Source organism: Nonomuraea mangrovi, assembly GCF_042681425.1.
Classification (GTDB): domain Bacteria; phylum Actinomycetota; class Actinomycetes; order Streptosporangiales; family Streptosporangiaceae; genus Nonomuraea; species Nonomuraea mangrovi.
This window is the reverse complement of sequence record NZ_JBHUFV010000017.1, coordinates 22228-44488: the sequence shown is the minus strand read 5'-3', so window position 1 is coordinate 44488 and position 22261 is coordinate 22228. Positions and strand designations below refer to the sequence as shown.

The following is a 22261-nucleotide window of genomic DNA, read 5'->3' as shown; positions in this document are numbered from 1 at the left end:
TCGGCATGCCGGAACTCCACACTCCCCCGGAACACCCCGTCGAAACGGTGCGACACGGCAAAAGAGTGGCGATCCTTGGGTCACAGTGCGCCAAGCGCCCAGAGCGGATGTGCAACGGCCGGAGCGAGCCTTGCCCCGGCTCCTGCGTGCCAGGAGCGAACAACCGTTTCACTTACGGCGAAACCCGGCCGCACCTCCGGGGGGACCAGCCGAACCAGCCGACCCGAGGACCCACAGAACCCACCCGACCCGGACACCCAGCCGACCCGAGTCCTGATGCCCGCACCTCACGAACCCGAACACCCAGTGAACCCGAATCCTGCTGCCCGGGCACCTCACGGAGCCGAACATCCCGTGAACCCGAGTTCTGATGCCCGGGCACCTCACCCCCGTGAACCCGAGTTCTGATGCCCGGACCTCTGCCTGGACCTCACGAACCCGAACACCCTGCGAAGCCGGGATCCCGACGGCCCGGGACTCCGCAGACCCGCGCACCCCGCGGTCCTGACGGACCCGGCGACCCCAGGCGCCTCGCGGACCCGAGAACGCGACAGACCCGAGCGCCTCGCGGACCCAAGGACGCGACGGACCCGTGCGCCTCCGAACCCGAGGACGCGACGGACCCCGGAGGCGATGTAGCCCAGGACGCGGCAAACCCCAGGAGGCGACAGACCCGAGGACGCGACGGGCCCGAGGACGCGACGGGCCCGAGGACGCGACGGGCCCGAGGACGCGACGGGCCCGAGGACGCGGTGGAATTGGGGACGCGCCAACGGAGGGACGCGGCGGACCCCGGGAGGCGATGGAGCCCAGGGCGCGGCGAACCCCAGGACGCGACAGACCCGAGGACGCGGCAGACCCGGGAACGCGACAGACCCGAGGACGCGGTGGAATCCAGGACCCGCCAATGGGGGGACGCGGCGGACGAGATGGGGTTGGTGCGGTCACAGCAGAGAGATCATCGGAGAACGTTCCAATACGGGACGAACACGTCAACTGATGTGATCAGGGCCCCTGGTGTGCGAGCAGCGTCGCAGCCGACCTAAACTGAACCACGTGCTGAAGGGCGACGGCCTGCTGGGCCATGACCTGGACCCCCGTGACCGCGCACCGAAGGACGCCTGTGGCGTCTTCGGAGTCTGGGCGCCAGGCGAAGAAGTCTCCAAACTCACCTACTACGGGCTGTACGCGTTGCAGCACCGCGGGCAAGAGTCCGCGGGCATCGCGGTCAGCGAAGGCAGCCGCATCCTCATCTACAAGGACATGGGCCTGGTGGCCCAGGTCTTCGACGAGTCGGTGCTCGGCACGCTCCGCGGGCATCTCGCGATCGGCCACTGCCGCTACTCCACGACCGGTTCGAGCGTGTGGGAGAACGCGCAGCCCACGCTGAGCTCGACCGAGGTGGGTGGTCTGGCCCTCGCCCACAACGGCAACCTGATCAACACCCCCGAGCTGGCCGAGCGCCTGGCCCCAGGCGTGACCAGGGCGACCACCGACACCGAGGTGCTCACCAACCTGCTGGCCCAGGACCGCACCCGCTCCATCGAGGACGCCGCGGCCGAGCTGCTCCCGCAGGTCAAGGGCGCCTACTCGCTGGTCTTCATGGACGAGAAGACGCTCTACGCCGCCCGTGACCCGCAGGGCATCCGCCCGCTGGTGCTCGGCCGCCTGGAGCGCGGCTGGGTCGTGGCCTCGGAGACCGCCGCCCTCGACATCGTGGGCGCGACGTTCGTGCGCGAGGTCGAGCCCGGCGAACTGCTGACGATCGACGAGGGCGGCGTGCGCTCGCGCAGGTTCGCCCTGGCCGACCCGAAGGGCTGCCTGTTCGAGTACGTCTACCTCGCCCGCCCCGACACCACGATCGCGGGCCGCGGCGTCCAGACGACGAGGGTGGAGGTGGGCAGGATCCTGGCCCGCGAGCACCCGGTCGAGGCGGACCTGGTCATCCCGACCCCCGAGTCGGGCACGCCCGCCGCCGTCGGCTACGCCGAGGAGAGCGGCATCCCGTACGGCCAGGGCCTGGTGAAGAACTCCTACGTCGGCAGGACGTTCATCCAGCCGTCGCAGACCATCCGCCAGCTGGGCATCCGCCTGAAGCTCAACCCGCTCAAGGAAGTCGTCGCGGGCAAGCGCCTGGTCGTCGTGGACGACTCGATCGTGCGCGGCAACACGCAGCGGCAGATCGTCCGCATGCTGCGTGAGGCGGGCGCGCGCGAGGTGCACGTGCGCATCTCCTCGCCGCCGGTCGCCTGGCCCTGCTTCTACGGCATCGACTTCGCCACGCGTGCCGAGCTCATCGCGGGCTCGCTCAGCGTGGAGGAGATCCGCCAGTCGCTCGGCGCCGACTCGCTCGGCTACATCTCGCTCGAGGGCCTGACCAAGGCGACCACGATCCCCGCCGGGCGCCTGTGCAGGGCGTGCTTCGACGGCTCGTACCCCATCCCGATCGACCAGGACAACGTCGGCAAGTACGTACTGGAGAGTTCGCCCAAGTGAGCACCTACGAGGCCGCAGGCGTCGACATCGAGGCGGGCGAGCGCGCCGTCGAGCTGATGAAGGACAAGGTCGCCCGCTCGCGCCGGCCGGAGGTGGTCGACGACGCCAGCGGGTTCGCCGGGCTGTTCGACGCCTCGGCGCTGCTGCGCTACAAGCGGCCGCTGCTGGCGACCTCGACCGACGGCGTCGGCACCAAGGTCATGCTCGCCCAGCAGTACGGCAAGCACGACACGATCGGCGTCGACCTGGTCGGCATGGTGCTCGACGACCTGGTGGTGTGCGGCGCCGAGCCGCTGTTCATGACCGACTACATCGCCTGCGGCAAGGTCGTGCCCGAGCGGATCGCCGAGATCGTCGGCGGCGTGGCCGAGGGCTGCAGGCTGGCGGGCGCGGCCCTGGTCGGCGGCGAGACCGCGGAGCATCCGGGCGCGATGGGCGCCGACGAGTACGACCTGGCGGGCGCCGGCACGGGCGTCGTCGAGGCCGACGCGATGCTCGGCCCCGACCGGGTGCGTGAGGGCGACGTGGTGCTCGGCCTGGCCTCGTCGGGCGTCCACTCCAACGGCTATTCGCTGGTACGGCACGTCATCAAGCAGGCGGGGCTGTCCCTCGACACCGAGGTGCCCGAGTTCGGCCGGCCGCTGGGCGAGGAGTTGCTGGAGCCGACGAGGATCTACTCGCTCGACTGCCTGGAGCTGGCCCGCGCGCTCGAGGTGCACGCCTACGCGCATATCACCGGCGGCGGCATCGAGGGCAACCTGTCGAGGTCGCTTCCCCCGCACCTCGACGCGCTGCTCGACCGCTCGTCGTGGACGGTTCCCGCCGTTTTCGGCGTGCTCGCCGGGCACGGCGGGATCGAGCGGCAGGCGATGGACCGCACGTTCAACCTGGGTGTCGGCATGGCGGCGATCGTCCCCGCCGAGGTGGCCGACCCTGCGATCGAGCTGCTCGCGGCGCGAGGGCTCGAGTCGTGGGTGCTGGGCGAGGTCGTGGCGGGCGGCACAGGCCAGGCGCGCTACCGCTAGCTCGCGGGCGCGGTCCTTCCGAAGCCTGGCTTCGGAAGGGACCGCCGCCGTGTGTGCCTTCGGGAAAAGTGCGGAAACGCGGAAGTGCCCCACGGGTGGGTCACCCGCGGGGCTCACCGCGACAACAGATCAGCTATCGACGCCCGGAGGGCCGGTCGTCGTCATCGTCGCCGTAGTCATCGGCGTAATCGGCATAGCGATCCGCCAGCTCGTCGTTGAGGTCGTCGGCGTCGTCATCGTGGTTGGAGTCAGAGACTCCGAGCTCATCGCGAAGACGCTCAAGATCCGTGCCACCGCTGTTGTACTTCAGCTGGCGAGCAACCTTGACCTGCTTGGCCTTTGCTCGGCCGCGCCCCATTGGCTCGACCCCCTCGTGTGGGGTCGTCCCCGACCCCTCGTCGCTAACGCACCACACACTGACGCCATGACTTTGGGCGTCAGTCTCTCGTTCGCCTATTACCGTACCTGTTTTGCGCTCAGCTCGGTACGTCGTATGGACGTGGGGCGTCAGCCGCCCAGCCAGATGGCCCTAATTCGCCCGACTTCCGACATTCTGCGCTCAGCCAGCCTATCCGCTGCCACCGCCGGTGGCACGCCCTCCTCGGACGCGATGCCGAAAATCTTGAGCGTGGTGTCGAAGATCTGGCTCGCTTTGGCCCTCGCGCGCTCCATGTTGAAGCCCTCGATCTCGTCGGCGACCTGGATGACGCCGCCGGAGTTGACCACGTAGTCGGGGGCGTAGAGGATCCCGCGGTCGGCGAGCTGCTTCTCCACTCCCGCATGGGCGAGCTGGTTGTTCGCGCCTCCGCAGACGATCTTCGCACGGAGCCGGGCGACCACGGCGTCGTCGAGCGCACCGCCGAGCGCGCAGGGCGCGTAGACGTCGATGTCGGCCGCGGTCATCTCGGCCGCCGACGCCACGACCTCGACCGAGGGGTGGCGCTGCCGTACCCGCTCGACGGCCGAGGCGTTGACGTCGCAGACGACGACCTCTGCGCCGTCGTCGACGAGGTGGTCGACGAGCCGGTGGCCCACCTTGCCGACGCCTTCGACCCCGACCCGCTTGCCGCGCAGCGAAGCCGTATCCCACAGGAAGGAGGAGGAGGCGCGCATGCCCTGGAAGACGCCGTACGCGGTGAGGATGGAGGAGTCGCCCGCGCCGCCGTGGGCGACCGTGCGACCGGTGACGAAGCGGCTCTCGCGGGCGACGAGGTCCATGTCCTCGCTGAAGGTGCCCACGTCGCACGCGGTGTAGTAGCGGCCGTTCAGCGACTGGACGAAACGTCCGTAGGCGCGTAGCAGCGCCTCGGACTTCAGCGTGGCGGGGTCGCCGATGATGACGGCCTTGCCGCCGCCGAGGTCGAGCCCGGCGAGCGCGTTCTTGTAGGCCATGCCCTTGGAGAGGTTGAGCACGTCGGCCAGCGCGGCCTGCTCGCTCTCGTAGGGATAGAACCTGGTGCCCCCGAGTGCTGGGCCGAGCGCGGTGTTGTAGATGGCGATGATGGCGCGCAGCCCGCTCTGCTCGTCTGCGCAGAAGACGACCTGCTCATGCGTGTCCTTGTGGGACAGCCCGAAGACGTCGGTCACGGTAGTGACTCCCTGTCCGGTCCGCCGCCCCTTCGCGGCGGAGATCACCTCTCAGGGTAGAGGGCGGCACGGCATGCCGTCGCCCCATGCACCGGCGCGAGTGGCCAGGTCGCAGCGTTCAGTGTGGACCACAACGGTGCAAGCGGGTTGTCTTCGTGACACGATGCCACCGTGCTGCCCTATGCCGCTTACCTTCGTGTCTACGAGCCGCTGACCGCGTTCCCCGAGCAGGATCGCGCCGCCTGGGCCGAATACGCGGAGTCACGCGACCGTCCGCGCAGGGCCACCGCGCTCGACGCCGAGCACGGCGAGTCCATCCGGCGGCTGCTCGCGAAGCCTCCCCACCCGGCTCCGCCCCAGGAGAGCCCCAACGCCTATCTGCGGCGTGTCGAGGATCGTCTCTATGTCTGTCCCTGGCAGACCCGGTTGCGCTCGTGGCTGGCGTTCTCAGACTTTCGTGGGAGCACTCCTGTGAAACTGATGGACAGCTTCGTGCCGCAGACGATCGCCGAGCAGACCGCCGATGACTTCGACAAGTACAAGCGGCAGGGCGGCTCGTCGGCGCTGCGCACCCACATCAGGACGACGACGTGGAACGTCCCTCCCGCGTGGTTCGTGCCGTTCGACGGCAACGAGCGGTGGCTGGTGCTGGGCAAGCCGGCCAACGGCCAGGACACCACGACGACCACGGGGCGCAACCTCATCTACGTCACCTCCATGGCGCAGGCCAGGCGGCGTTCGGCCAAGGCGCTGCAGGTCATCCGCAGGCATGTGGGCGAAGTGGCCACCGGTATAGAGGTGGAGGACATCGCCAGGTGGCTGGAGGAGTTCCACCCCCACTCGCTGGTCGAGCTCGACTACGGGGGCCTCGTCCACCTGATGGACGACGAGGCGCTGCAGGCCGACCAGTCCGTGGCCGAGCTGTCGGCCGCACTCACCGGTCTGGACACAGGTCAAGAAGAACTTGCCTTCGCCATGTACCAACGCGTGATCTTGCGGTGGAAGTCAATGCAACTTCTGGAATCTGCCAACTGAACCCCAAAACAACGGTCTGACCTGCATGAGTAGGTCACGCGTCGCGGCTGCTGGCTTCTGCGAACTGAGTAGTTTGCCGTTTTCACTGCGATACCACGAAACGTGTCGCTAGAATCACCGAGCGTGACATCGCCACGTGGGCGGGCAAGTGGGTCAAAGAAGGGCTCGCCAATCGCTCTGCGTGGCGGTATGGTCACTTCGGGTGATGCCGCATATGGCCCAGAAAAGCCGCACGCGCTGGGCCATAGGGGGACATCCGTGACACGCGCAGAAGCAGTCGCAGGATCGCTGAGCCGGTCCACACGGAGGAGAGGCCGCACAAATGTCAGCTCGTACACCCGAGGCCGAGCCACTGCTCACGCCCGCCGAGGTCGCGACCATGTTCAGGGTCGACCCCAAGACCGTCACGCGGTGGGCCAAGGCGGGTAAGTTGACGTCGATTCGCACCCTGGGGGGACACCGGCGTTACCGGGAGACCGAGGTTCGTGCTCTGCTCGCGGGCATTCCGCAGCAGCGCTCGGAGTAAGTCCGGGGTCGTCACGATCCTTAGGGGGGTTCACGGTGGGCCAGGTTCTACGGCCCGGTCCACCCGCGTGACGACGTCGAGTCTCCCCGCGCGTCGGGGGACGCATACGGGAGTTGGCGCCGCCCGCCCGGCGCCATCCTTCCTCCCCTGTCACCGGCGGTGAGCGTGCGCGAGGTCCACTGTTCGGTACGGTCCCCCCGGCCTGTCGGCCACGGTGGGCCAGACCTCGCCATGAGTCACGCCAGGTCGCGAAGCAGCCGCTCGACGCCCTGGTCGTAGGTCGCCGCCACGCCGAGCAGCGCCACCATGTGGTCGACGAGCATCTTCTCGAGCGTCGGGCGCTCGATGTCGCGATGCTCCAGCCAGTCGAGACCCGCGGTCTCGACCGAGGCGATCCACGACCGCAGGGTCGTGCGCAGCACAGGGCTCGGCTCGTCGACGCGCATCTGCTTCTGGATCATCAGGAACAGCCGCCGCCGTACCCCGTCGACGATCTCGCCGACCTCGCCGGCCCGGTTGGCGGGGCCGCCGCGCAGCAGCGCGGCGAAACCCGCCGCGTGTTCCTCGACGAAGTCGAAGTAGCGCCGCAGCCCCAGCGCCAGGTCCTCCAGCGGACGGCCGCCACCCTGGGGGCGCAGCCTCGACTCCAGCTGCTCGGCCGCGCTCCTGAGCGCGGCCACGTACAGCTCCTGCTTGCCGCCGAAGTAGTGGTAGACGAGGGCGCGCGACGCCCCCGCGGCCGAGGCGACGTCGTCGATCGAGACGTCCTCGGCATCACGCTCGCTGAACAACTCCAGGGCGGCCGCCATGAGCTCCTCACGGCGCCGATCCACGCTCAGCCTGCGCCGCGCAGGGCGGGTGCCGCTGCCTGCGGAATTCCCGGAAGTCACACCTGCACACTATCGGAGCCCATGCCTAATAACGCTCGGGCCCGTACCCTGCCGCGTCCTCGATCGTTTGGTGAGACAGGTGCCCATCCAACGCATCGCGGGGGAGACACATGTCAGGACCGCCAGTCAACACGTCCGTCGTCGAGGTAGTAGACACCCTGCCTCGCCCGAGACCCACCATCCGCAACGTCGCCGAACGCGCCGGCGTCTCCAAATCGCTGGTCTCGCTCGTGCTTCGCGGATCCCCGCACGTCAGCGAGCATCGCCGGCAAGCCGTGCTCCAGGCCGCGCGCGAGCTCGGTTACCGCCCCAACGCCGTGGCCCGCAGTCTCGTCGAGGGCCGCACCCACCTGGTCGGCGCGCTCGTGGCCGACCTGCACAACCCGTTCTACGCCGAGTTCCTGGACGGCCTGCAGGAGAGCCTGCACGGCGACGGCCTCAGGATGCTGATCGGCAACAGCCAATGGGACCCGGCTTTCGAGGACGAGGCCGTCGAAGCGTTCCTGGAGCTGAGAGTGGACGGGCTGGTGCTGCTCGGCATCGCTCCGACCAGCGAGACCCTCATCGAGGCGACCTCCTACACCCCCACGGTCGTCGTAGGGGAACGTGACATCGAGCTCGACAACGTCGACATCGTGGTCGACGACGACCAGCTCGGCGCCCGCCTGGCCATCGACCACCTGGTCGACCTCGGCCACAAGCGCATCGCGCACATCGAGGGCACGCGCTCCTCACGCTGCGAGGGCTACCTGGTCGCGATGAGGCGGCACGCGCTCGCGCCGTACATCATGGTCGAGCACGGCGACAGCACCGAGGAGGGCGGCAGGCGCACCGCACGCGCGCTGCTGACCCGCGACCCCAGGCCCACCGCGATCTTCGCGGCCAACGACGTCGTCGCGCTCGGCGTGCTGTCGGCGGCCAGCGAGCTCGGGCTGCGGGTGCCGGAAGACCTCTCGGTGGTCGGCTACGACAACACCCACCTGTCGGCCGTCCACCACATCTCCCTCACCTCCGTCGACCAGCCCAGGCGAACCATGGGCCGTTCGGCGGCGGCGCTGCTGAGCGACCGGATCCAGGACCCCGGCAAGGTCGCCCGGCTGCGCCAGGTCACCCCCGAGCTGATCGTACGGCGGAGCACAGGCCCCGCCTAAGCGTTGGTCAAACACCGGGGCGCCCTCCCGCCGCGGTTGTTAACTCTGACGGGTCACTGCTGTATCTGACCCGGGGGACAGTCATGCGTGATCCAGAACTGGTGTCATGCGCCCAGCGCGCGGCGGCCGAGCTCGAGCGCGCCTGGGCGCACTGGCGCGCGGGACGGGGACGGGGAACGGACGTCGGGGCCGAGTCGGTGGCCAGTTATGTGGCCCACTCCCTCGACCATCCGTGGGGCCGCCCGCGCGTGGTGCTGGGGCTCGACGCCGAGGACGCGAGAGAGCTGGCGGCGCTGCTGCAGCGCCAGGAAGTCGGCGAACACGCCTGGTGAGTCCTGCCCGTCACGTATTTTGGAGCGTATGCGTTTTCTAGCTGCCTCCACTCTCGCCCTCTGCGGCCTCGCCGCCGCCGCGTGCGGCGGCACCGCCAACAGCGAGAGGGTCGCCGCGCCCGTGACCGCCCAGCCACCGGTCGCGGGCTCTCCGGGCGCCGCGGCGCAGGTGCGGCAGAAGCCGCTCGAGGGCAAGACCATCGTGGTCGACCCCGGCCACAACGGGGGCAACGCCAGGAACCCGAAGGCCATCAACCGCCAGGTCAACGTCCTGACCCAGTGGAAGGCCTGCGACACCACCGGCACCTCGACCAACGACGGCTACAGCGAGGCCGCCTTCACCTGGGACGTCTCCCAGCGCCTCGTCAAGATCCTCAAGTCGCGTGGCGCCACTGTGAAGCTGACCCGCAAGGACAACGCCGGCGTCGGCCCCTGCATCACCGAGCGGGCCGCCACCGGCAACAAGACCAGGGCCGACGCGGCCATCTCCGTCCACGGCGACGGCTCCGCGCCCGCCAATCACGGCTTCCACGTCATCATGCCGAAGAAGATCAACGGCCCGGTCGACCCGGTCGTCGGCGACTCCCGCGAGCTGGGCATCAAGGTGCGTGACGCCTTCAAGAAGGAGACGGGCCTGCCGTACTCCACCTACATCGGGTCGAAGGCGCTCAGCTTCCGCAGCGACCTGGGCGGGCTGAACCTGTCGACGGTCCCGAAGATCTTCATCGAGTGCGGCAACATGCGCAACGCCGCCGAGGCCGCCAAGTTCCAGAATCCCGCCTTCCGGCAGCGGATCGCGCAGGGTCTGGCGGACGGTTTGCAAAATTACCTGAAGTGACATCATTTGCGGCATGAACACGCTGCTGCTGCCCCGCCCGAATGTTCTGTCCACGCTGTCCGGTTCGTATGAGCTCTCCGTAGGGGCCACCGTCTCGGGCCCCGCCGACCTGGCCGACGCGGTACGGCGGGCGCTGCCGATCCTCGACCTGCGCCCTGGCGACACCGGCGCGATCGACGTCAGGGTGGACCCGTCGCTCGGCGAGGAGGCCTACCGCCTGGTCGTCGGCTCGCGCGGCGTCGAGATCACCGCGGGCGGCAGGGCGGGCGCGTTCTACGCCGCGCAGTCGCTGCACCAGCTGCTTCCCGACGCGACCTACCGCAGCGCCGTACCGGCTGAGTCGTGGGTCGTGCCCGGCGTCCGCGTCGAGGACGCCCCCGCCCACACGTGGCGCGGGCTGCACGTGGACGTGGCGCGGCACTTCCTGCCCAAGCGCGAGGTCCTGCGCGTGATCGACCTGATGGCCGTCCACAAGCTGAACCGGCTCCACCTGCACCTCGTGGACGACCAGGGCTGGCGGGTGGAGAGCAGGGCCTACCCGCGTCTGCAGGAGGTCGCCTCCCACCGGACTCGGACCGCCACCAACTACCACCGCGAGGAGCCCGCCTACGACGGGATCCCGCACGGCGGCTACTACACCCTCGACGACCTGGCCGAGATCGCGCAGTACGCCAGGGCCCGCGAGGTCGTCGTCGTCCCCGAGATCGACGTGCCGGGCCACGCGAGCGCCATCCTGGCCGCCTACCCCGAGCTGGGGGCGACGGGCGAGCGGTTCGAGGTGCTCGACAGGTGGGGCATCTCCCCCGCCATCCTGTCGCCGCTGCCGCCGACCGTCGACTTCCTCACCACGATCTTCGATGAGCTCCTCGAGGCACTGGGGGCGACGCCGTACGTGCACATCGGCGGTGACGAGTGCGTGCTCGACGACTGGGAGGCCTCCGCCGAGATCAGCGCCTACCGGGAGTCGCTCGGGCTGGCCGACGTGGGCGAGCTGCACGCCTGGTTCCTGCGGCGGCTGGCCGACGTGCTGGCCGAGCGCGGCGCGCGGGCCGTCGTGTGGGACGAGGCGTTCGTCAGCGGCGCGCTGAGGCAGGACACGCTGGTCATGCCGTGGCGGGGTATGGGGGTCGGACGCAGGGCCGCCGCCGCGGGGCACGAGGTGGTCGCGACCCCCGTCTTCCCGCTGTACTTCGACTACGCCGAGGCGGCTTCGGCCGACGAGCCGATGGCCATCGGGGACACGATCACGGTGACGGACGTCGCCTCGTTCGAGCCCGCGCCTGCCTCATGGGAGCCCGGCGAGCGGGAGCGGGTGGTCGGGTTGCAGGGGCAGCTGTGGAGCGAGCGCATCTCCGACGCCCGGACGCTGGACTACCGGGCGTGGCCGCGGGCCTGCGCGCTGGCCGAGGTGGCCTGGGGCGGGGAGGCCGGGTCCGACTTCATGGACCGGCTGGAGCGGCACCTGGGCAGGTTGGACGCGCTCGGGGTCGAGTACCGTCCGCAGGCGGGACCGCTGCCCTGGCAGCGGAGGCGCCCGCACCGGCCCAGCCGGGTGCAGGTGGCGGCGGCGATGGAGCACCTCGACGAGATGACCCAGTCGGCCACGTCGACCAGGCCCAGCATCTGAGGCCCCGCGCCCGCCTGGTGCCAGTGCCGTCGATCTCCCGGACCGGCCGCCGCCCGCTGACGAGGGCGGTGGGGCTGGGTACACCCTCGCTCGGGAGATACCTCCATTCCTGCGACAGGGTGGACGACCTAGCGTCGATGACCATGACAGCATCTACTCGCACGGAGCGGAGCGCGGGAAGCCGTATCGCCAACGTCGGTCTGTGGGTCCTCCAGGTCGTCATGGCGGCCGGATTCCTCCTGGCGGCCATGGGGAAGTTCACGGGCGCGGAACCGTCCGCCGGCACCTTCGACGCCATCGGCATCGGCGACTGGTTCCGCTATCTGGTGGGCGGGCTCGAGGTCGTGGGCGTCGTGGGCCTGCTCGTTCCAAGGCTGGCCGGGCCCGCCGCGCTGGCGTTGTCCGGGCTGATGGTGGGCGCGTCGCTGACCCAGCTCATCGTCGTCGGAAGCGGCGTGGCACTGCCGGTCACGATGCTCGTCCTGTCCCTGGTGATCGCCTGGGGCCGCAGGAGCGGCACGGCGCGCCTGTGGGCCGCCCTGACCCGCCGCTGACCGCCGCGTGCCGCGGGAGCCCCCCACACCGACGTGCCGATGCGCCGTGCACGTGGCCGCCCGCGACCCGGGCACCTCCTCAGGCCTCAGGAGCGCAGCTCGGGGAACTGGTCATCACGCCACTCCGGGAGCGAGGACTTCGCCGAGGCGGCTTCCTCCTCCCGTCCGCGGAGCTCCACCCTGCGGATCTTGCCCGACACCGTCTTGGGCAGCTCGAAGAACTCCAGCCGCCGCACCCGCTGGTACGGGGGGAGCTTGTCGCGGGCGTGCCGCAGGATCGCCAGCGCGGTCTCCCTGTCCGGCTCCCAGCCGGCCGCCAGCGCGACGTACGCCTTCGGCACCGCCAGCCGCAGGTCGTCGGGCGAGGGCACGACGGCCGCCTCGGCCACCGCGGGATGCTCGATGAGCACGCTCTCCAGCTCGAAGGGCGAGATCTTGTAGTCCGAGGCCTTGAACACGTCGTCGGTGCGGCCGACGTAGAAGATGTAGCCGTCGGCGTCACGGGTGGCCACGTCGCCGGTGTGGTAGTAGCCGTCGGCCATCGCCTCCGCGTGGCGTCGCTCGTCCCCCTGGTATCCGGTCATGAGCGAGACCGGCCTGCGGCTCAGGTCGATGCAGATCTCGCCCTCCTCGGCCTGCTCGCCCGTGATGGGGTCGACCAGTACCACCGGCACGCCCGGTGCCGGCAGGCCCATCGAGCCTGGCTTGACCGGCATGCCCGGCACGTTGCCGACCGACAGCGTGGTCTCGGTCTGGCCGAAGCCGTCGCGCAGCGTCAGCCCCCAGTGGTGCTGGACCTGCTCGATCACCTCGGGGTTCAGCGGCTCGCCCGCCGAGACCACCTCGCGCAGCCGGCCCGGGCCGCCGGACAGGTCAGCCTTGATCAGCATCCGCCACACCGTGGGCGGCGCGCAGAAGGTCGTCACCTCCGCCCTGCGGATCTGGGCCAGCAGCGCGGCGGGATCGAACCTGCCGTAGTTGTGGACGAAGATCGTGGCCTGGGCGATCCAGGGCGCGAAGAAGCAACTCCACGCGTGCTTCGCCCAGCCTGGCGAGCTGATGTTGAGGTGCACGTCACCGGGCCGCAGGCCGATCCAGTAGGCCGTCGTTAGGTGCCCCACCGGGTAGGAGACCTGGGTGTGCTCGACCAGCTTGGGCCTGCTCGTGGTGCCCGAGGTGAAGTACAGCAGCAGCGGATCCTCCGGCGCGGTGCCGGGGTGCGCCGCGGGGGGCGCGGAAACGGCGTACGCGTCGCGATAGGCGGCCCAGCCCGGCGGGGCGTCCCCCACGCAGATCGTCGTGTACTCCCCCGGCACGTCGTCGAACTTGGCGGTGTCCGCCGCGTTGGCGATCACGTACCGGGCGCCGCCCCTGTCGATGCGGTCCGGCAGGTCCGCGGGGCCGAGGGCGGTGGTGGCCGGCAGGATCACCGCGCCGAGCTTCATGACCGCCAGCATCGACTCCCACAGTTCGACCTGGTTGTTGAGCATGAGCATCACCCGGTCCCCCCGGGAGACGCCCTGCGCCGCGAGGAACGCCGCGACCTGGTCCGATCGCCGCGCCATCTCGTCGAAGGTGTAGCGGGCCTCGGAGCCGTCCTCCTCCACCACCCACAGCGCCGTCCTGTCGTTGCCGCGGGCGATCGCGTCGAACCAGTCCACGGCCCAGTTGAAGGGGGCCTGGAGCTGCGGCCACGCGAACTGCTCGACCGCCTCTGCATGGCGCCCGCCCAGGTCGAGCAGCAGGTCACGCGCCTGGAGATAGATCTCGGTGTTGCTGGTCGCGCCCATGGCGGCAACTCCTCTCGACGGTTGCCACAAGCTACGACAGCAGTATCAGGCCCGGCACCCCCGAAAAGGGGAGATCGCCACCTACCTCCGGCGCGGACCGCGGCTTCAGCGGGTCCAGGCGGGGTCGCGGCCGGTCAGGCCGAGGACGCGGTCCAGGACGGGCGCGGCGTCGTCGACCGCGACCGCGGGGCCGTAGACACCCATGGCCCTGCCTTGTTCGGCGTTCTTCCCGACCTCGTCGTGCACGTAGTCCATGAGGTCGTCGTCCCACGTCAGGCTCTGGCCTGTCGCGCGTGCCAGGTCCCACCCGTGGACGATCAGCTCACCCATGATCATTCCGCCGACCAGTGACGCCGGGAGCTCGGTCGGCCCTCCCATGTGCGTCGTGCCCTCCCACGCGGCGGCCCGGCTCCAGGCGGCGACGACGCGCTCGACGTTCGCCTCGAGGGCGGCCGTCCAGTCGCCCGCCGTGAGGTCCACGTCCGTCTCCGCTCCGGCCGGCGGCGGCACGATCTCTCCGCGCCCTGCCCCTTCGAGCGAGGGGCCCCAGAACAGCAGGTGGTTGACCAGCTTCCGCACGTCGTACTCGGCGCAGGGGGTACGGGCGTCCAGTTGGTCGGGCTCGATGCCGCGGACGATCTCCATCAAGGGTGCGGCCGCGCGGGCCATCAGTTCTTCGCCAGACATGACGCCCAAGAAAGCACATCTCCCGCATGGTCGTCTTGAACAAACGCGACGTAAGCTCGGCCGCGTGCCCCGAGACACCCGTGAACTCGCCGGGGCGTGGGCGAGGTTCCAGCACCACGCCTTCCCGAGCCCTTCGCCTGACCTGGCGCCGTTCGTCGACCGGTACTGGGTGGTCTCATGGGAGTACGACGAGCCGTACCGCCAGCTCGTCGTGCCGTACCCGAACGTGCACCTGACCTTCCGCGACGGCGGCGCCACGGTGCAGGGTGTCCACAGCGGGCATCAGGTCAAAGTGCTGGCGGGGACGGGTGGCGTGTTCGGCGTGGCGTTCCGGCCCGGGGGGTTCAGACCGTTCCTGGGCGCCTCCGCCTCGACGATCACGAACCGGTCGATCGAGGCGAGCCAGGTGTTCCCCGGCGCGCTGCCTGACCCCGTCGAGGTCGCGACGGTCGAGGACTTCCTGCGATCGCGGCTGCCCGAGCGCGACGCCAGAGCCGAGCGTGCCGCGGACGTCGTCGCGACGGTCATCGCTCACCCCGAGATCACCAGGGTCGACGACCTGGCACGGCATGCCGGCACGAGCGTCAGGGAGCTGCAGCGGCTGTTCGCGGAGTACGTCGGCGTGGGCCCGAAATGGGTGATCCGCCGCTACCGGCTGCACGAGGTCACCGAGCGGCTGGCGCGGGGCGTGCCGATCGACTGGCCCGGGCTGGCGGCCGAGCTCGGGTACGCCGACCAGGCGCACTTCGTCAGAGACTTCAAGGAGATGTTCGGCGAGTCGCCGACCTGGTACGCCCAGCGCTATTGACCGAACCCCTCGACCCGGTTCAGCTGGGGGCGCAATCGCGGCAAGCCACGCATGCGCGCGCTAGGGTCTGGCGGCCATGGTGGAGATCACGGGGGCCGATTCCACGACGGTCCCGGCGACGGCCGGCACGCGCGCGAACCGGCAGGGTTGGCTGGACGCGCTGCGGGCGGTCGCCGCGCTGGTGGTCGTGTACGAGCACGCGCTCGATCCGCTGTTCCCCGAGCTGCGTCCCATCACGGGGCCGTGGTTCAACGCCGGCATGTCCGGCGTGATGGTGTTCTTCCTGGTCAGTGGCTATGTGGTGCCTGCGTCGCTGGAGCGCGGGGGCAGCGTGGCCGAGTTCTGGACCGGCCGCCTCTTCCGCCTCTACCCGCTGTGGGCGGTGGCCGTCGCCGCGGCGGGCGTGCTGGCCGTCACGGGGGTCGACCCGATGCACGTGTGGCTGACGCAGCGGCCGGTGTCGGCCGTCGTCGGGCACGCCACGATGCTGCAGGACCTCCTGAACGTGCCCAACGTCATCAACGTGCTGTGGACGCTGTCGTACGAGATGGCGTTCTACTTCCTGGTCACGGCCCTGTACGTGGCGGGCCTGCAGCGGCGCAGCGCGGAGGTCGGGTGCGGGTTCGCCGCCGTCGCCCTCCTGGCGGGAGGGCTGCTGCCCTCCATCCTGCTGTCGCACGGCGCGACGGCGACGCTCGGCCTCACCCTGGGCGTGACCGCGCTGGGGGCGTGCGGTCTCGCGGGCGTCCTGAGCTCCCGCGCCGTCGCGCGGCGGGCGGGGGCGGCGGCGCTGGCGCTGGTCGCGGTGGGGCTGCCGGCCGTCAACGGGCGCATCCCCGCCTGGCAGAGCATGACCATCCTGGCCGCCATGTTCGCCGGCACGGCGCTCTACCGGGCGCGATCAGGCCAGATCGGCTGGAGCAGGACGCTCCCGCCGGTGCTGTTGGTGCCCCTGGCGGCGGTCGCCGCGGGGGTCTGGCACGGCCAGGAGTCCCCGTGGCCGTGGGTGAACGCCGTCGTCGCCGCGTGGGTCACCTTCGCCGCCGGGATGCTGCTGGCGCACCGGGCGGTGCCGCGGTTCTGGGCGTGGCTGGGCGTGGTCAGCTACTCGGTGTACCTCATCCATCCGATCCTGCTCGAAGTGGTGGACGGGCTGGTGCCGGACCCCGGCGCGCTCGCCTGGCCGTACCGGGCGGGATTGGGGGCGGCCGTGCTCGCGGCGTTGCTGGGGACGGTCGCGCTCACGTACCGGCTGGTGGAGGCCCCGGCGCAGCGGGCCGGCCGCCGCCTCGCCGCGCGGCTCCGAGCACGACGAGGAGACGCTCGCGGCTGAGAGGCGTCAGCGGGCGGTGCGGCCGATCATCGCGGGCACCGTGGTGGCGTGGCGGCGCAGGCGGCGGGACAGCTGGCGGTGGATGCGGGAGGCCCACAACGGCCCGCCGTAGATCATCCCTGTGTACCCCTGCACCAGCGTGGCTCCGGCGAGCAGCCGCTCCCACACGTCGTCCACGTCCTCGACGCCGCCGACGGACACCAGGGTGAGCCGGTCGCCGACGCGGGCCCGCAGCCGCCGCAGCACCTCGATCGAGCGCTCCTTCAGCGGCCGTCCGGACAGCCCGCCGCTCTCCCCCGCATGCCGGATGGTGGTGTTGGTCGCGATGATCCCATCGAGCCCCAGCTCCAGCGCCAGATCCGCCACCGCGTCGACGTCGGCGTCCGCCAGGTCGGGCGCGATCTTGACCAGCAGCGGCGTACGGCGCGGCGTGGAGTCGGCGACCTCCTTGACCGCCGCGAGCAGCGGCCGCAGCAGCTCCACCGCCTGCAGGTTGCGCAGGCCCGGCGTGTTGGGCGAGCTGACGTTCACCACGAGGTAGTCGGCCAGCGGCGCGAGCTCCTTGGCGCTGGTGACGTAGTCGGCCACCGCCTCGGACTCCGGCACGACCTTGGTCTTGCCGATGTTGACCCCGACGACGACGGGCACGCCTCGCGTACGGCGGAGCCTGCGGGCCGCCGCATGGGCGCCCGCGTTGTTGAACCCCATCCTGTTGACGACCGCATGCTGCCGCAGGTCGCGGAACAGCCGGGGCCGCGGGTTGCCCGGCTGGGCGTGGGCGGTGATCGTGCCGACCTCCACGTGCCCGAACCCGAACGCCGACAGCGCCTCGGCACAGGCCGCGTCCTTGTCGAACCCGGCGGCGAGCCCGAGCGGCCCAGGGAAGTGGACGCCGAAGGCCGTCACCCGCAGCGCGGGGTCGCTCGGCGCGAGGAATCGGTGGAGCAGCCGCTTGAGCAGCGGCAACGTGGAGAGCAGCGCGAGCGCTCTGACGGTCGCGTGGTGCACGGCCTCGGCGTCGAACCGCCGCAAGACCTGCGTGAACAGGAGTCGGTACATCAAGGACCAGGCTATCGGTCCTGGCGGACAAGGCCCGCTTCGTAGGCGACGATCGCGGCCTGGACCCTGTTGCGGACCTCCAGCCTGGTGAGGATCGTGCTGACGTAGGCCTTGACGGTGCCCTCGACGATGAACAGCCGCCCGGCGATCTCGGCGTTGGACAGGCCCTCCCCGACCAGGGCGAGAACCTCCTTCTCGCGGTCGGTGAGCACCTCGATCCTGTCTCGGGCGTGCGCGCCGCGGCCCATCCTGCCGCCGCTGAGCTGGGTGATGACCCGCTGGGCGACCTTGGGCGAGAGGTAGGCGGCGCCGCCGGCGACGGCGTGGACGCCTGCGATGAGCTCGCGCGGGTCGCCGGCCTTGAGCAGGAAGCCGCTGGCGCCCACGTCGAGCGCCTTGGCGATGTAGTCGTCCTCGCCGAAGGTCGTCAGCATGATGACCGCGGTGCCTGGCGCCACCCTGCGGATCTCGGCCGCGGCGGCGAGGCCGTCGAGCTTGGGCATGCGGATGTCGAGCAGGGCGACGTCGGGCCGGTGGCTGATGGCGAGATCGACGGCCTCCCTGCCATCTCCCGCCTCCGCGACGACCTCGAAGGCCGGGTCGACGCCGAGGATCGCGGCGACCCCGGCCCTGATCATGGCCTCGTCATCGGCGAGGAGGATTCTTACCACCTCTGTATATTGCCCGACATGGCACAGGTGAAGATCTACGGGCGGCGTGACGTGTGGGCGGGACGGCAGCGGGAGGTCTCGGACCTGCTGCACGAGTGCGTCACGAAGGCGTGGGGGCTGCCCGAGGGCAAGCGGTTCCACCGTTTCCTGCTGCTCGACGCCGACGACCTGATCTGCCCGCAGCGGGGTGAGGCCTACCTCATCGTCGAGATCGTCTGTTTCACCGGGCGCAGCGACGACGCCAAGCGGGCGCTGATCCGCGAGGTGTTCGCCAAGGCGCCGGCGCTCGGGATCCCCGCCGACGACCTGGAGCTAACGATCGTGGAGATGCCCGCTGTGAACTGGGGTATCAGGGGCGTTCCCGCCGACGAGCTGTCGCTGCCGTACAAAGTCGAGGTTTAGCCGCAGCACCAGGACCGCGGCCAGGACGGCGACGCCGCCCGCGAGCTGGCCTGGCGTGAGGCTCTCGCCGTACACGACGGACGTGGACGCGAGCGTGACCACCGGTTCCGCGCACGACAGGATGGCCGCGGTCGGCGCGCCGAGCAGCCGCACGCCCACGAACAGGGTCGCCATGGCCAGCACCGTCGAGACGAGGCCGAGCAGTCCCGTCCACATCCAGCCCTCGGCCGTGCCGGGCAGCTGGAAGCCTCCCGCGAAGCCCATGGTGATCGCGGCGGCGGTGCACACGATGGCCGACAGCAGGTAGACGTCCACGCCGGCGGGCAGGCCGTCGGCGACGGTGAGGTAGAGCGAGTAGGCGACGGCCGCGCCGAGAGCGAGCAGCACGCCCGTGGTCCCGCCTTCCGACACGCCGCCGAGGCCGAGCAGGAGCACCAGGCCTACGGCCGAGCACCCGAGGGCGGCGAGCTTGCGCCGGTCGAGCGACTCCCTGCGAAGGGCCACGGCCAGAGCGGTCACCAGGGCGGGGAAGGTGTAGAGCAGGAGCGCGGCCAGCGAGGCGTCGATCCTGGCGACGGCGCCGAAGTAGCACAGCGCCTGTACGGCGTAGCCGATGCCGCCGAGCCCCACGGCGGTGAGGAGCACTCTGCCCGTGGGGAGAGCGGGCCTGCGCCACGCGCACACGGCCCACAGCACGACGGCGGCGATGACGAACCTGCCGGTGAGCATCTCCGTCACGCTCACGCCCGACTGGTAGGCCCCCTTGGCGAAGATCGGCGACAGCCCGAACCCCGCGGCGGAGATCAGGCACCACAGCACTCCCATGGCGGGCAATCTAGGCAGTATCGAGCCATCGAGGTAGCCTTGATTTCCTTGGTGATCCAAAGGGAAAACCTCTATGACCTCGTTGCACCAGCTGCGCTGCTTCCTCGCCACCTTCGAGCACGGCTCGCTCACCGCGGCCGCCGCCTCCCTCGGCTACGCCCAGCCGTCCATCTCCGAGCAGGTGCGCCTGCTGGAGCAGCACCTCGACGTCACCCTGTTCCTCCGCGTCGGCAGGGGCGTCGTCCCCACGGAGGCCGCCTTCGCGCTCCGCCCGCACGCGCTGGCCGCCATCGCCGCGGTCGACGAGGCGGGCAGGGCGGTGGCAGCGGTCCGCGAGATGCTGACGGGCACGGTGCGCCTGGGACTGTTCGGGACGGCCCGTTTCTATCTGGGCGCCGACCTGGTGGCAGACGTCCTCGAGCGCCACCCCGGCGTCCGCGTCGAGCTGATCGGCCAGAACTCGGCCGAGGTGCTCGACCATGTCCGCAGGGGCAGGCTGGAGGCGGCGGTCGCGGCCGTGCCCGTCGCCGACGAGGGGCTGTCGGTGACGCCGGTGATGCGCGACGAGCTGGTCTACGTCAGCACCGAGCCGTCGGATCCCGTGACACCCGAGCAGCTGGCCACGCGCCCGCTCGTGCTGCCGAACGTCAGCTGGCGCGAGGAGGACGCCACCCGCCGCACGCTCACCAGCACCCTGCAGGCGGCGGGCCATGTGCTGCGGCCGAGGGTGGAGGTGGAGGATCCGGAGATGGCTCTGGAGATCGCGGCACGCGGCCTGGCCGCGACGGTGACGTGGCGGGGCGTGCTGCACAGGCTGGCCGACCGCATGCCGGGCAACCTGCGGTGGGCGCCGCTGGATCCGGCGCTGCACGACACGTTCGCGATCGTGCACGGGCCCGCCCTCTCCCCCGCCACACGCATGGTGCTGGAGCTGGCCTCGGCCAGGATGCGCGCGCTGGAGGCTCAGCTCCGCAGGTAGGCGAGGACGGCCAGCACCCTGCGGTGCCCGTCGGCGGCGGGCGGCAGGTCAAGCTTGGTGAAGATGTTGGCGATGTGCTTGGCCACGGCGGCGTCCGTGACGACCAGCTCGCGGGCGATGGCGGCGTTGGCGCGGCCTTCGGCGATCAGTCCGAGCACCTCCAGCTCTCTGGGCGTGAGGCGCCGGAGCGGGTCACGGCGGCTGCCGAGCAACTGCCTGACGACCTCGGAATCGACGACCATCTCGCCCCTGGCGACGCGCTCCAGCGCGTCGACGAACTCGGTCACCTCGCCGATCCTGTCCTTGAGCAGGTAGCCGACGCCTTCGCCCGCGTCCATGAGCTCGGCGGCGTAGGTCTGCTCGACGTACTGGCTGAGGACGAGCACGGGCAGGCCCTTCTCGCGCAGCTCCAGCGCCGCCCTGAGGCCCTCGTCGGTGAAGCCGGGCGGCATCCGCACGTCGGTGACGGCGACGTCGGGCCGGTGCTCGGCGACCGCCTCGAGCAGGGCGGCGGCGTCTCCGACCGCGGCCACCACCTCGTGCCCGAACCTCTCGAGCAGGCCGACCACGCCCTCGCGCAGCAGCACGGCGTCTTCGGCGATCACTACCCGCACGGGATCTCCACTCGCATCGTCGTCGGCCCGCCTGCCGGGCTGGACAGCGACAGTCTGCCGCCCACGACGGCGAGCCTGTCGGCCAGCCCCGTCAGCCCCGTGCCCTTGGCGGGGTCGGCGCCGCCCACCCCGTCGTCGCTGATCTCCATGACCAGTCCGTCGCGCACCCTGATCAGCACGGTGCGGGCCTGGCTGTGCTTGGCGACGTTGGCCAGCGCCTCGACGACGACGAAGTAGGCCGTCGCCTCGATCGGCTCGGGCAACCGCGCCAGGTCCGCCTCGACCTCCACAGGGACGGGCGAGCGGGAGGCCACCTCCCTGACGGCCGCCGCCAGCCCCCTGTCGGTCAGCACCCGCGGATGCACTCCCCTGATCAGCTCGCGCAGCTCGGTCAGCGCCTTCTTGGCCTCCTCGTGCGCCTGGGCCACCTGTTCCGCCGCGGGCGAGCCGTCCCGCAGGTCCAGCCTGGCCAGGCCGAGCCGCATCGACAGGGCGACCAGCCGCTGCTGCGCGCCGTCGTGCAGGTCCCGCTCGATCCTGCGCCGTTCCGCCTCGAACGCGTCGACCAGCCTGGCCCTGGAGGCCACGACCTCCTCCAGCCTGCGGGGCTCCAGGTGCGACCTGACCATCAGGACGCGCGCCCTGCCCCACATGATCAGGACGTGGATGCCGACGGGCACCAGCACGACTCCCGCGACGGACGCGACGATCGCGGGCCCCAAATCCTCCTGTACGGCAGGCGAGACGATCAGGACGATCGGCCCTCCGACGGCGAACACCACCAGGATCAGGTCGATCCACCACAGCGCCACCAGCGAGACGAGCCCGAGCCCGAGCTCGCGCCGCCGGTTCCTGGCGACGGGCCCTGGGTCGGCCCACCGCAGCCGCCACAGCTCGAACCACGCCACCAGCGGCACGGCGGGCACCGCCAGCAGCACGGCGAACGGCGTCCCGAACGCCGCCACGGTGATCGCCACCGCGACCGCGCCGGGGATCACGCCCGCCAGGAGGTAAAGCAGAGCTCTCACCTCG

Annotated in this window: 23 protein-coding genes; 13 read left to right on the top strand and 10 right to left on the bottom strand. The window is 70.8% G+C overall.

Annotation, left to right across the window (positions count from 1 at the left end):
* Positions 1-1056 precede the first annotated feature (1056 nt).
* Positions 1057-2496, top strand: coding sequence for an amidophosphoribosyltransferase (purF, locus tag ACFSKW_RS11810; RefSeq protein WP_379572190.1), 1440 nt, complete (start codon positions 1057-1059; stop codon positions 2494-2496).
* Entirely contained in the window at positions 2493-3521 is a 1029-nt protein-coding gene (gene purM, locus ACFSKW_RS11805) for a phosphoribosylformylglycinamidine cyclo-ligase (protein ID WP_379572188.1), read from the top strand. The genes purF and purM overlap by 4 nt, the downstream gene beginning before the upstream one ends.
* A gap of 133 nt (positions 3522-3654) precedes the next feature.
* Here the strand turns inward: purM and ACFSKW_RS11800 are convergent, their stop codons facing one another.
* Positions 3655-3879 (bottom strand): DUF3073 domain-containing protein, encoded by a 225-nt coding sequence (locus ACFSKW_RS11800; RefSeq protein WP_379572186.1) that lies wholly within the window; start codon positions 3877-3879, stop codon positions 3655-3657.
* Between the two features lie 149 nt (positions 3880-4028).
* Positions 4029-5108 (bottom strand): Leu/Phe/Val dehydrogenase, encoded by a 1080-nt coding sequence (locus tag ACFSKW_RS11795; protein ID WP_379572184.1) that lies wholly within the window; start codon positions 5106-5108, stop codon positions 4029-4031.
* 171 nt (positions 5109-5279) lie between these two features.
* Between ACFSKW_RS11795 and ACFSKW_RS11790 the strand changes: the two genes are divergently transcribed.
* Together ACFSKW_RS11790 and bldC are read left to right on the top strand one after the other, a co-directional pair.
* Positions 5280-6143 (top strand): DUF8083 family protein, encoded by an 864-nt coding sequence (locus ACFSKW_RS11790; protein ID WP_379572182.1) that lies wholly within the window; start codon positions 5280-5282, stop codon positions 6141-6143.
* 322 nt (positions 6144-6465) lie between these two features.
* On the top strand, positions 6466-6669 hold the full coding sequence (bldC, locus tag ACFSKW_RS11785; RefSeq protein ID WP_013133571.1) for a developmental transcriptional regulator BldC: 204 nt from the start codon (positions 6466-6468) through the stop codon (positions 6667-6669).
* A 236-nt stretch (positions 6670-6905) separates the two neighbouring features.
* Here bldC and ACFSKW_RS11780 read toward each other — a convergent pair whose 3' ends face one another.
* On the bottom strand, positions 6906-7559 hold the full coding sequence (locus ACFSKW_RS11780) for a TetR/AcrR family transcriptional regulator (RefSeq protein ID WP_379572180.1): 654 nt from the start codon (positions 7557-7559) through the stop codon (positions 6906-6908).
* Between the two features lie 110 nt (positions 7560-7669).
* On the opposite strand from ACFSKW_RS11780, the gene ACFSKW_RS11775 reads away from it, so the two are divergent.
* The 5 genes from ACFSKW_RS11775 to ACFSKW_RS11755 all read left to right on the top strand — a co-directional run bounded on the left by ACFSKW_RS11775 (position 7670) and on the right by ACFSKW_RS11755 (position 12061).
* Positions 7670-8710: a LacI family DNA-binding transcriptional regulator gene (locus ACFSKW_RS11775; RefSeq protein ID WP_379572178.1), complete on the top strand. Its 1041-nt coding sequence runs from the start codon at positions 7670-7672 to the stop codon at positions 8708-8710.
* Between the two features lie 83 nt (positions 8711-8793).
* Positions 8794-9042 carry a hypothetical protein gene (locus tag ACFSKW_RS11770; protein ID WP_379572176.1) on the top strand — a complete coding sequence of 83 codons (249 nt, stop codon included), beginning with the start codon at positions 8794-8796 and terminating at the stop codon, positions 9040-9042.
* Positions 9043-9070: 28 nt separating this feature from the next.
* Positions 9071-9880: an N-acetylmuramoyl-L-alanine amidase gene (locus ACFSKW_RS11765; protein ID WP_379572174.1), complete on the top strand. Its 810-nt coding sequence runs from the start codon at positions 9071-9073 to the stop codon at positions 9878-9880.
* A gap of 13 nt (positions 9881-9893) precedes the next feature.
* Positions 9894-11507 (top strand): beta-N-acetylhexosaminidase, encoded by a 1614-nt coding sequence (locus ACFSKW_RS11760; RefSeq protein ID WP_379572172.1) that lies wholly within the window; start codon positions 9894-9896, stop codon positions 11505-11507.
* A gap of 143 nt (positions 11508-11650) precedes the next feature.
* On the top strand, positions 11651-12061 hold the full coding sequence (locus ACFSKW_RS11755; protein WP_379572170.1) for a DoxX family protein: 411 nt from the start codon (positions 11651-11653) through the stop codon (positions 12059-12061).
* Positions 12062-12147: 86 nt separating this feature from the next.
* Here the strand turns inward: ACFSKW_RS11755 and ACFSKW_RS11750 are convergent, their stop codons facing one another.
* Both ACFSKW_RS11750 and ACFSKW_RS11745 read right to left on the bottom strand, forming a co-directional pair.
* A complete protein-coding gene (locus tag ACFSKW_RS11750) occupies positions 12148-13851 on the bottom strand; it encodes an AMP-binding protein (protein WP_379572168.1) in 1704 nt (567 codons plus the stop codon).
* A gap of 105 nt (positions 13852-13956) precedes the next feature.
* Positions 13957-14538, bottom strand: coding sequence for a TIGR03086 family metal-binding protein (locus ACFSKW_RS11745; RefSeq protein ID WP_379572166.1), 582 nt, complete (start codon positions 14536-14538; stop codon positions 13957-13959).
* A gap of 64 nt (positions 14539-14602) precedes the next feature.
* Here ACFSKW_RS11745 and ACFSKW_RS11740 point away from each other — a divergent pair, with 64 nt between their 5' ends.
* A complete protein-coding gene (locus tag ACFSKW_RS11740) occupies positions 14603-15346 on the top strand; it encodes a DUF6597 domain-containing transcriptional factor (protein ID WP_379572164.1) in 744 nt (247 codons plus the stop codon).
* A 76-nt stretch (positions 15347-15422) separates the two neighbouring features.
* Positions 15423-16679, top strand: a complete 1257-nt coding sequence (locus tag ACFSKW_RS11735; RefSeq protein ID WP_379572162.1) for an acyltransferase family protein — start codon at positions 15423-15425, stop codon at positions 16677-16679.
* Positions 16680-16685: 6 nt separating this feature from the next.
* Here ACFSKW_RS11735 and ACFSKW_RS11730 read toward each other — a convergent pair whose 3' ends face one another.
* Both ACFSKW_RS11730 and ACFSKW_RS11725 read right to left on the bottom strand, forming a co-directional pair.
* A complete protein-coding gene (locus tag ACFSKW_RS11730; RefSeq protein WP_379572160.1) occupies positions 16686-17738 on the bottom strand; it encodes a quinone-dependent dihydroorotate dehydrogenase in 1053 nt (350 codons plus the stop codon).
* 11 nt (positions 17739-17749) lie between these two features.
* On the bottom strand, positions 17750-18409 hold the full coding sequence (locus tag ACFSKW_RS11725) for a response regulator (protein WP_379572158.1): 660 nt from the start codon (positions 18407-18409) through the stop codon (positions 17750-17752).
* A gap of 18 nt (positions 18410-18427) precedes the next feature.
* On the opposite strand from ACFSKW_RS11725, the gene ACFSKW_RS11720 reads away from it, so the two are divergent.
* The gene (locus ACFSKW_RS11720) at positions 18428-18811 is read left to right on the top strand and encodes a tautomerase family protein (RefSeq protein ID WP_379572156.1); all 384 of its coding nucleotides are present in this window, start codon (positions 18428-18430) and stop codon (positions 18809-18811) included.
* Here the strand turns inward: ACFSKW_RS11720 and ACFSKW_RS11715 are convergent.
* A complete protein-coding gene (locus ACFSKW_RS11715; RefSeq protein ID WP_379572154.1) occupies positions 18722-19636 on the bottom strand; it encodes a DMT family transporter in 915 nt (304 codons plus the stop codon). The genes ACFSKW_RS11720 and ACFSKW_RS11715 overlap by 90 nt on opposite strands.
* 73 nt (positions 19637-19709) lie before the next feature.
* On the opposite strand from ACFSKW_RS11715, the gene ACFSKW_RS11710 reads away from it, so the two are divergent.
* Positions 19710-20615, top strand: coding sequence for a LysR family transcriptional regulator (locus ACFSKW_RS11710; protein WP_379572152.1), 906 nt, complete (start codon positions 19710-19712; stop codon positions 20613-20615).
* On the opposite strand, the gene ACFSKW_RS11705 is transcribed toward ACFSKW_RS11710, so the two are convergent.
* The gene (locus ACFSKW_RS11705) at positions 20600-21229 is read right to left on the bottom strand and encodes a response regulator (RefSeq protein ID WP_379572150.1); all 630 of its coding nucleotides are present in this window, start codon (positions 21227-21229) and stop codon (positions 20600-20602) included. The genes ACFSKW_RS11710 and ACFSKW_RS11705 overlap by 16 nt on opposite strands.
* Positions 21220-22257, bottom strand: coding sequence for a sensor histidine kinase (locus ACFSKW_RS11700; RefSeq protein WP_379572149.1), 1038 nt, complete (start codon positions 22255-22257; stop codon positions 21220-21222). Before ACFSKW_RS11700 ends, ACFSKW_RS11705 begins: the two co-directional genes overlap by 10 nt.
* Between the last annotated feature and the right edge of the window lie 4 nt (positions 22258-22261).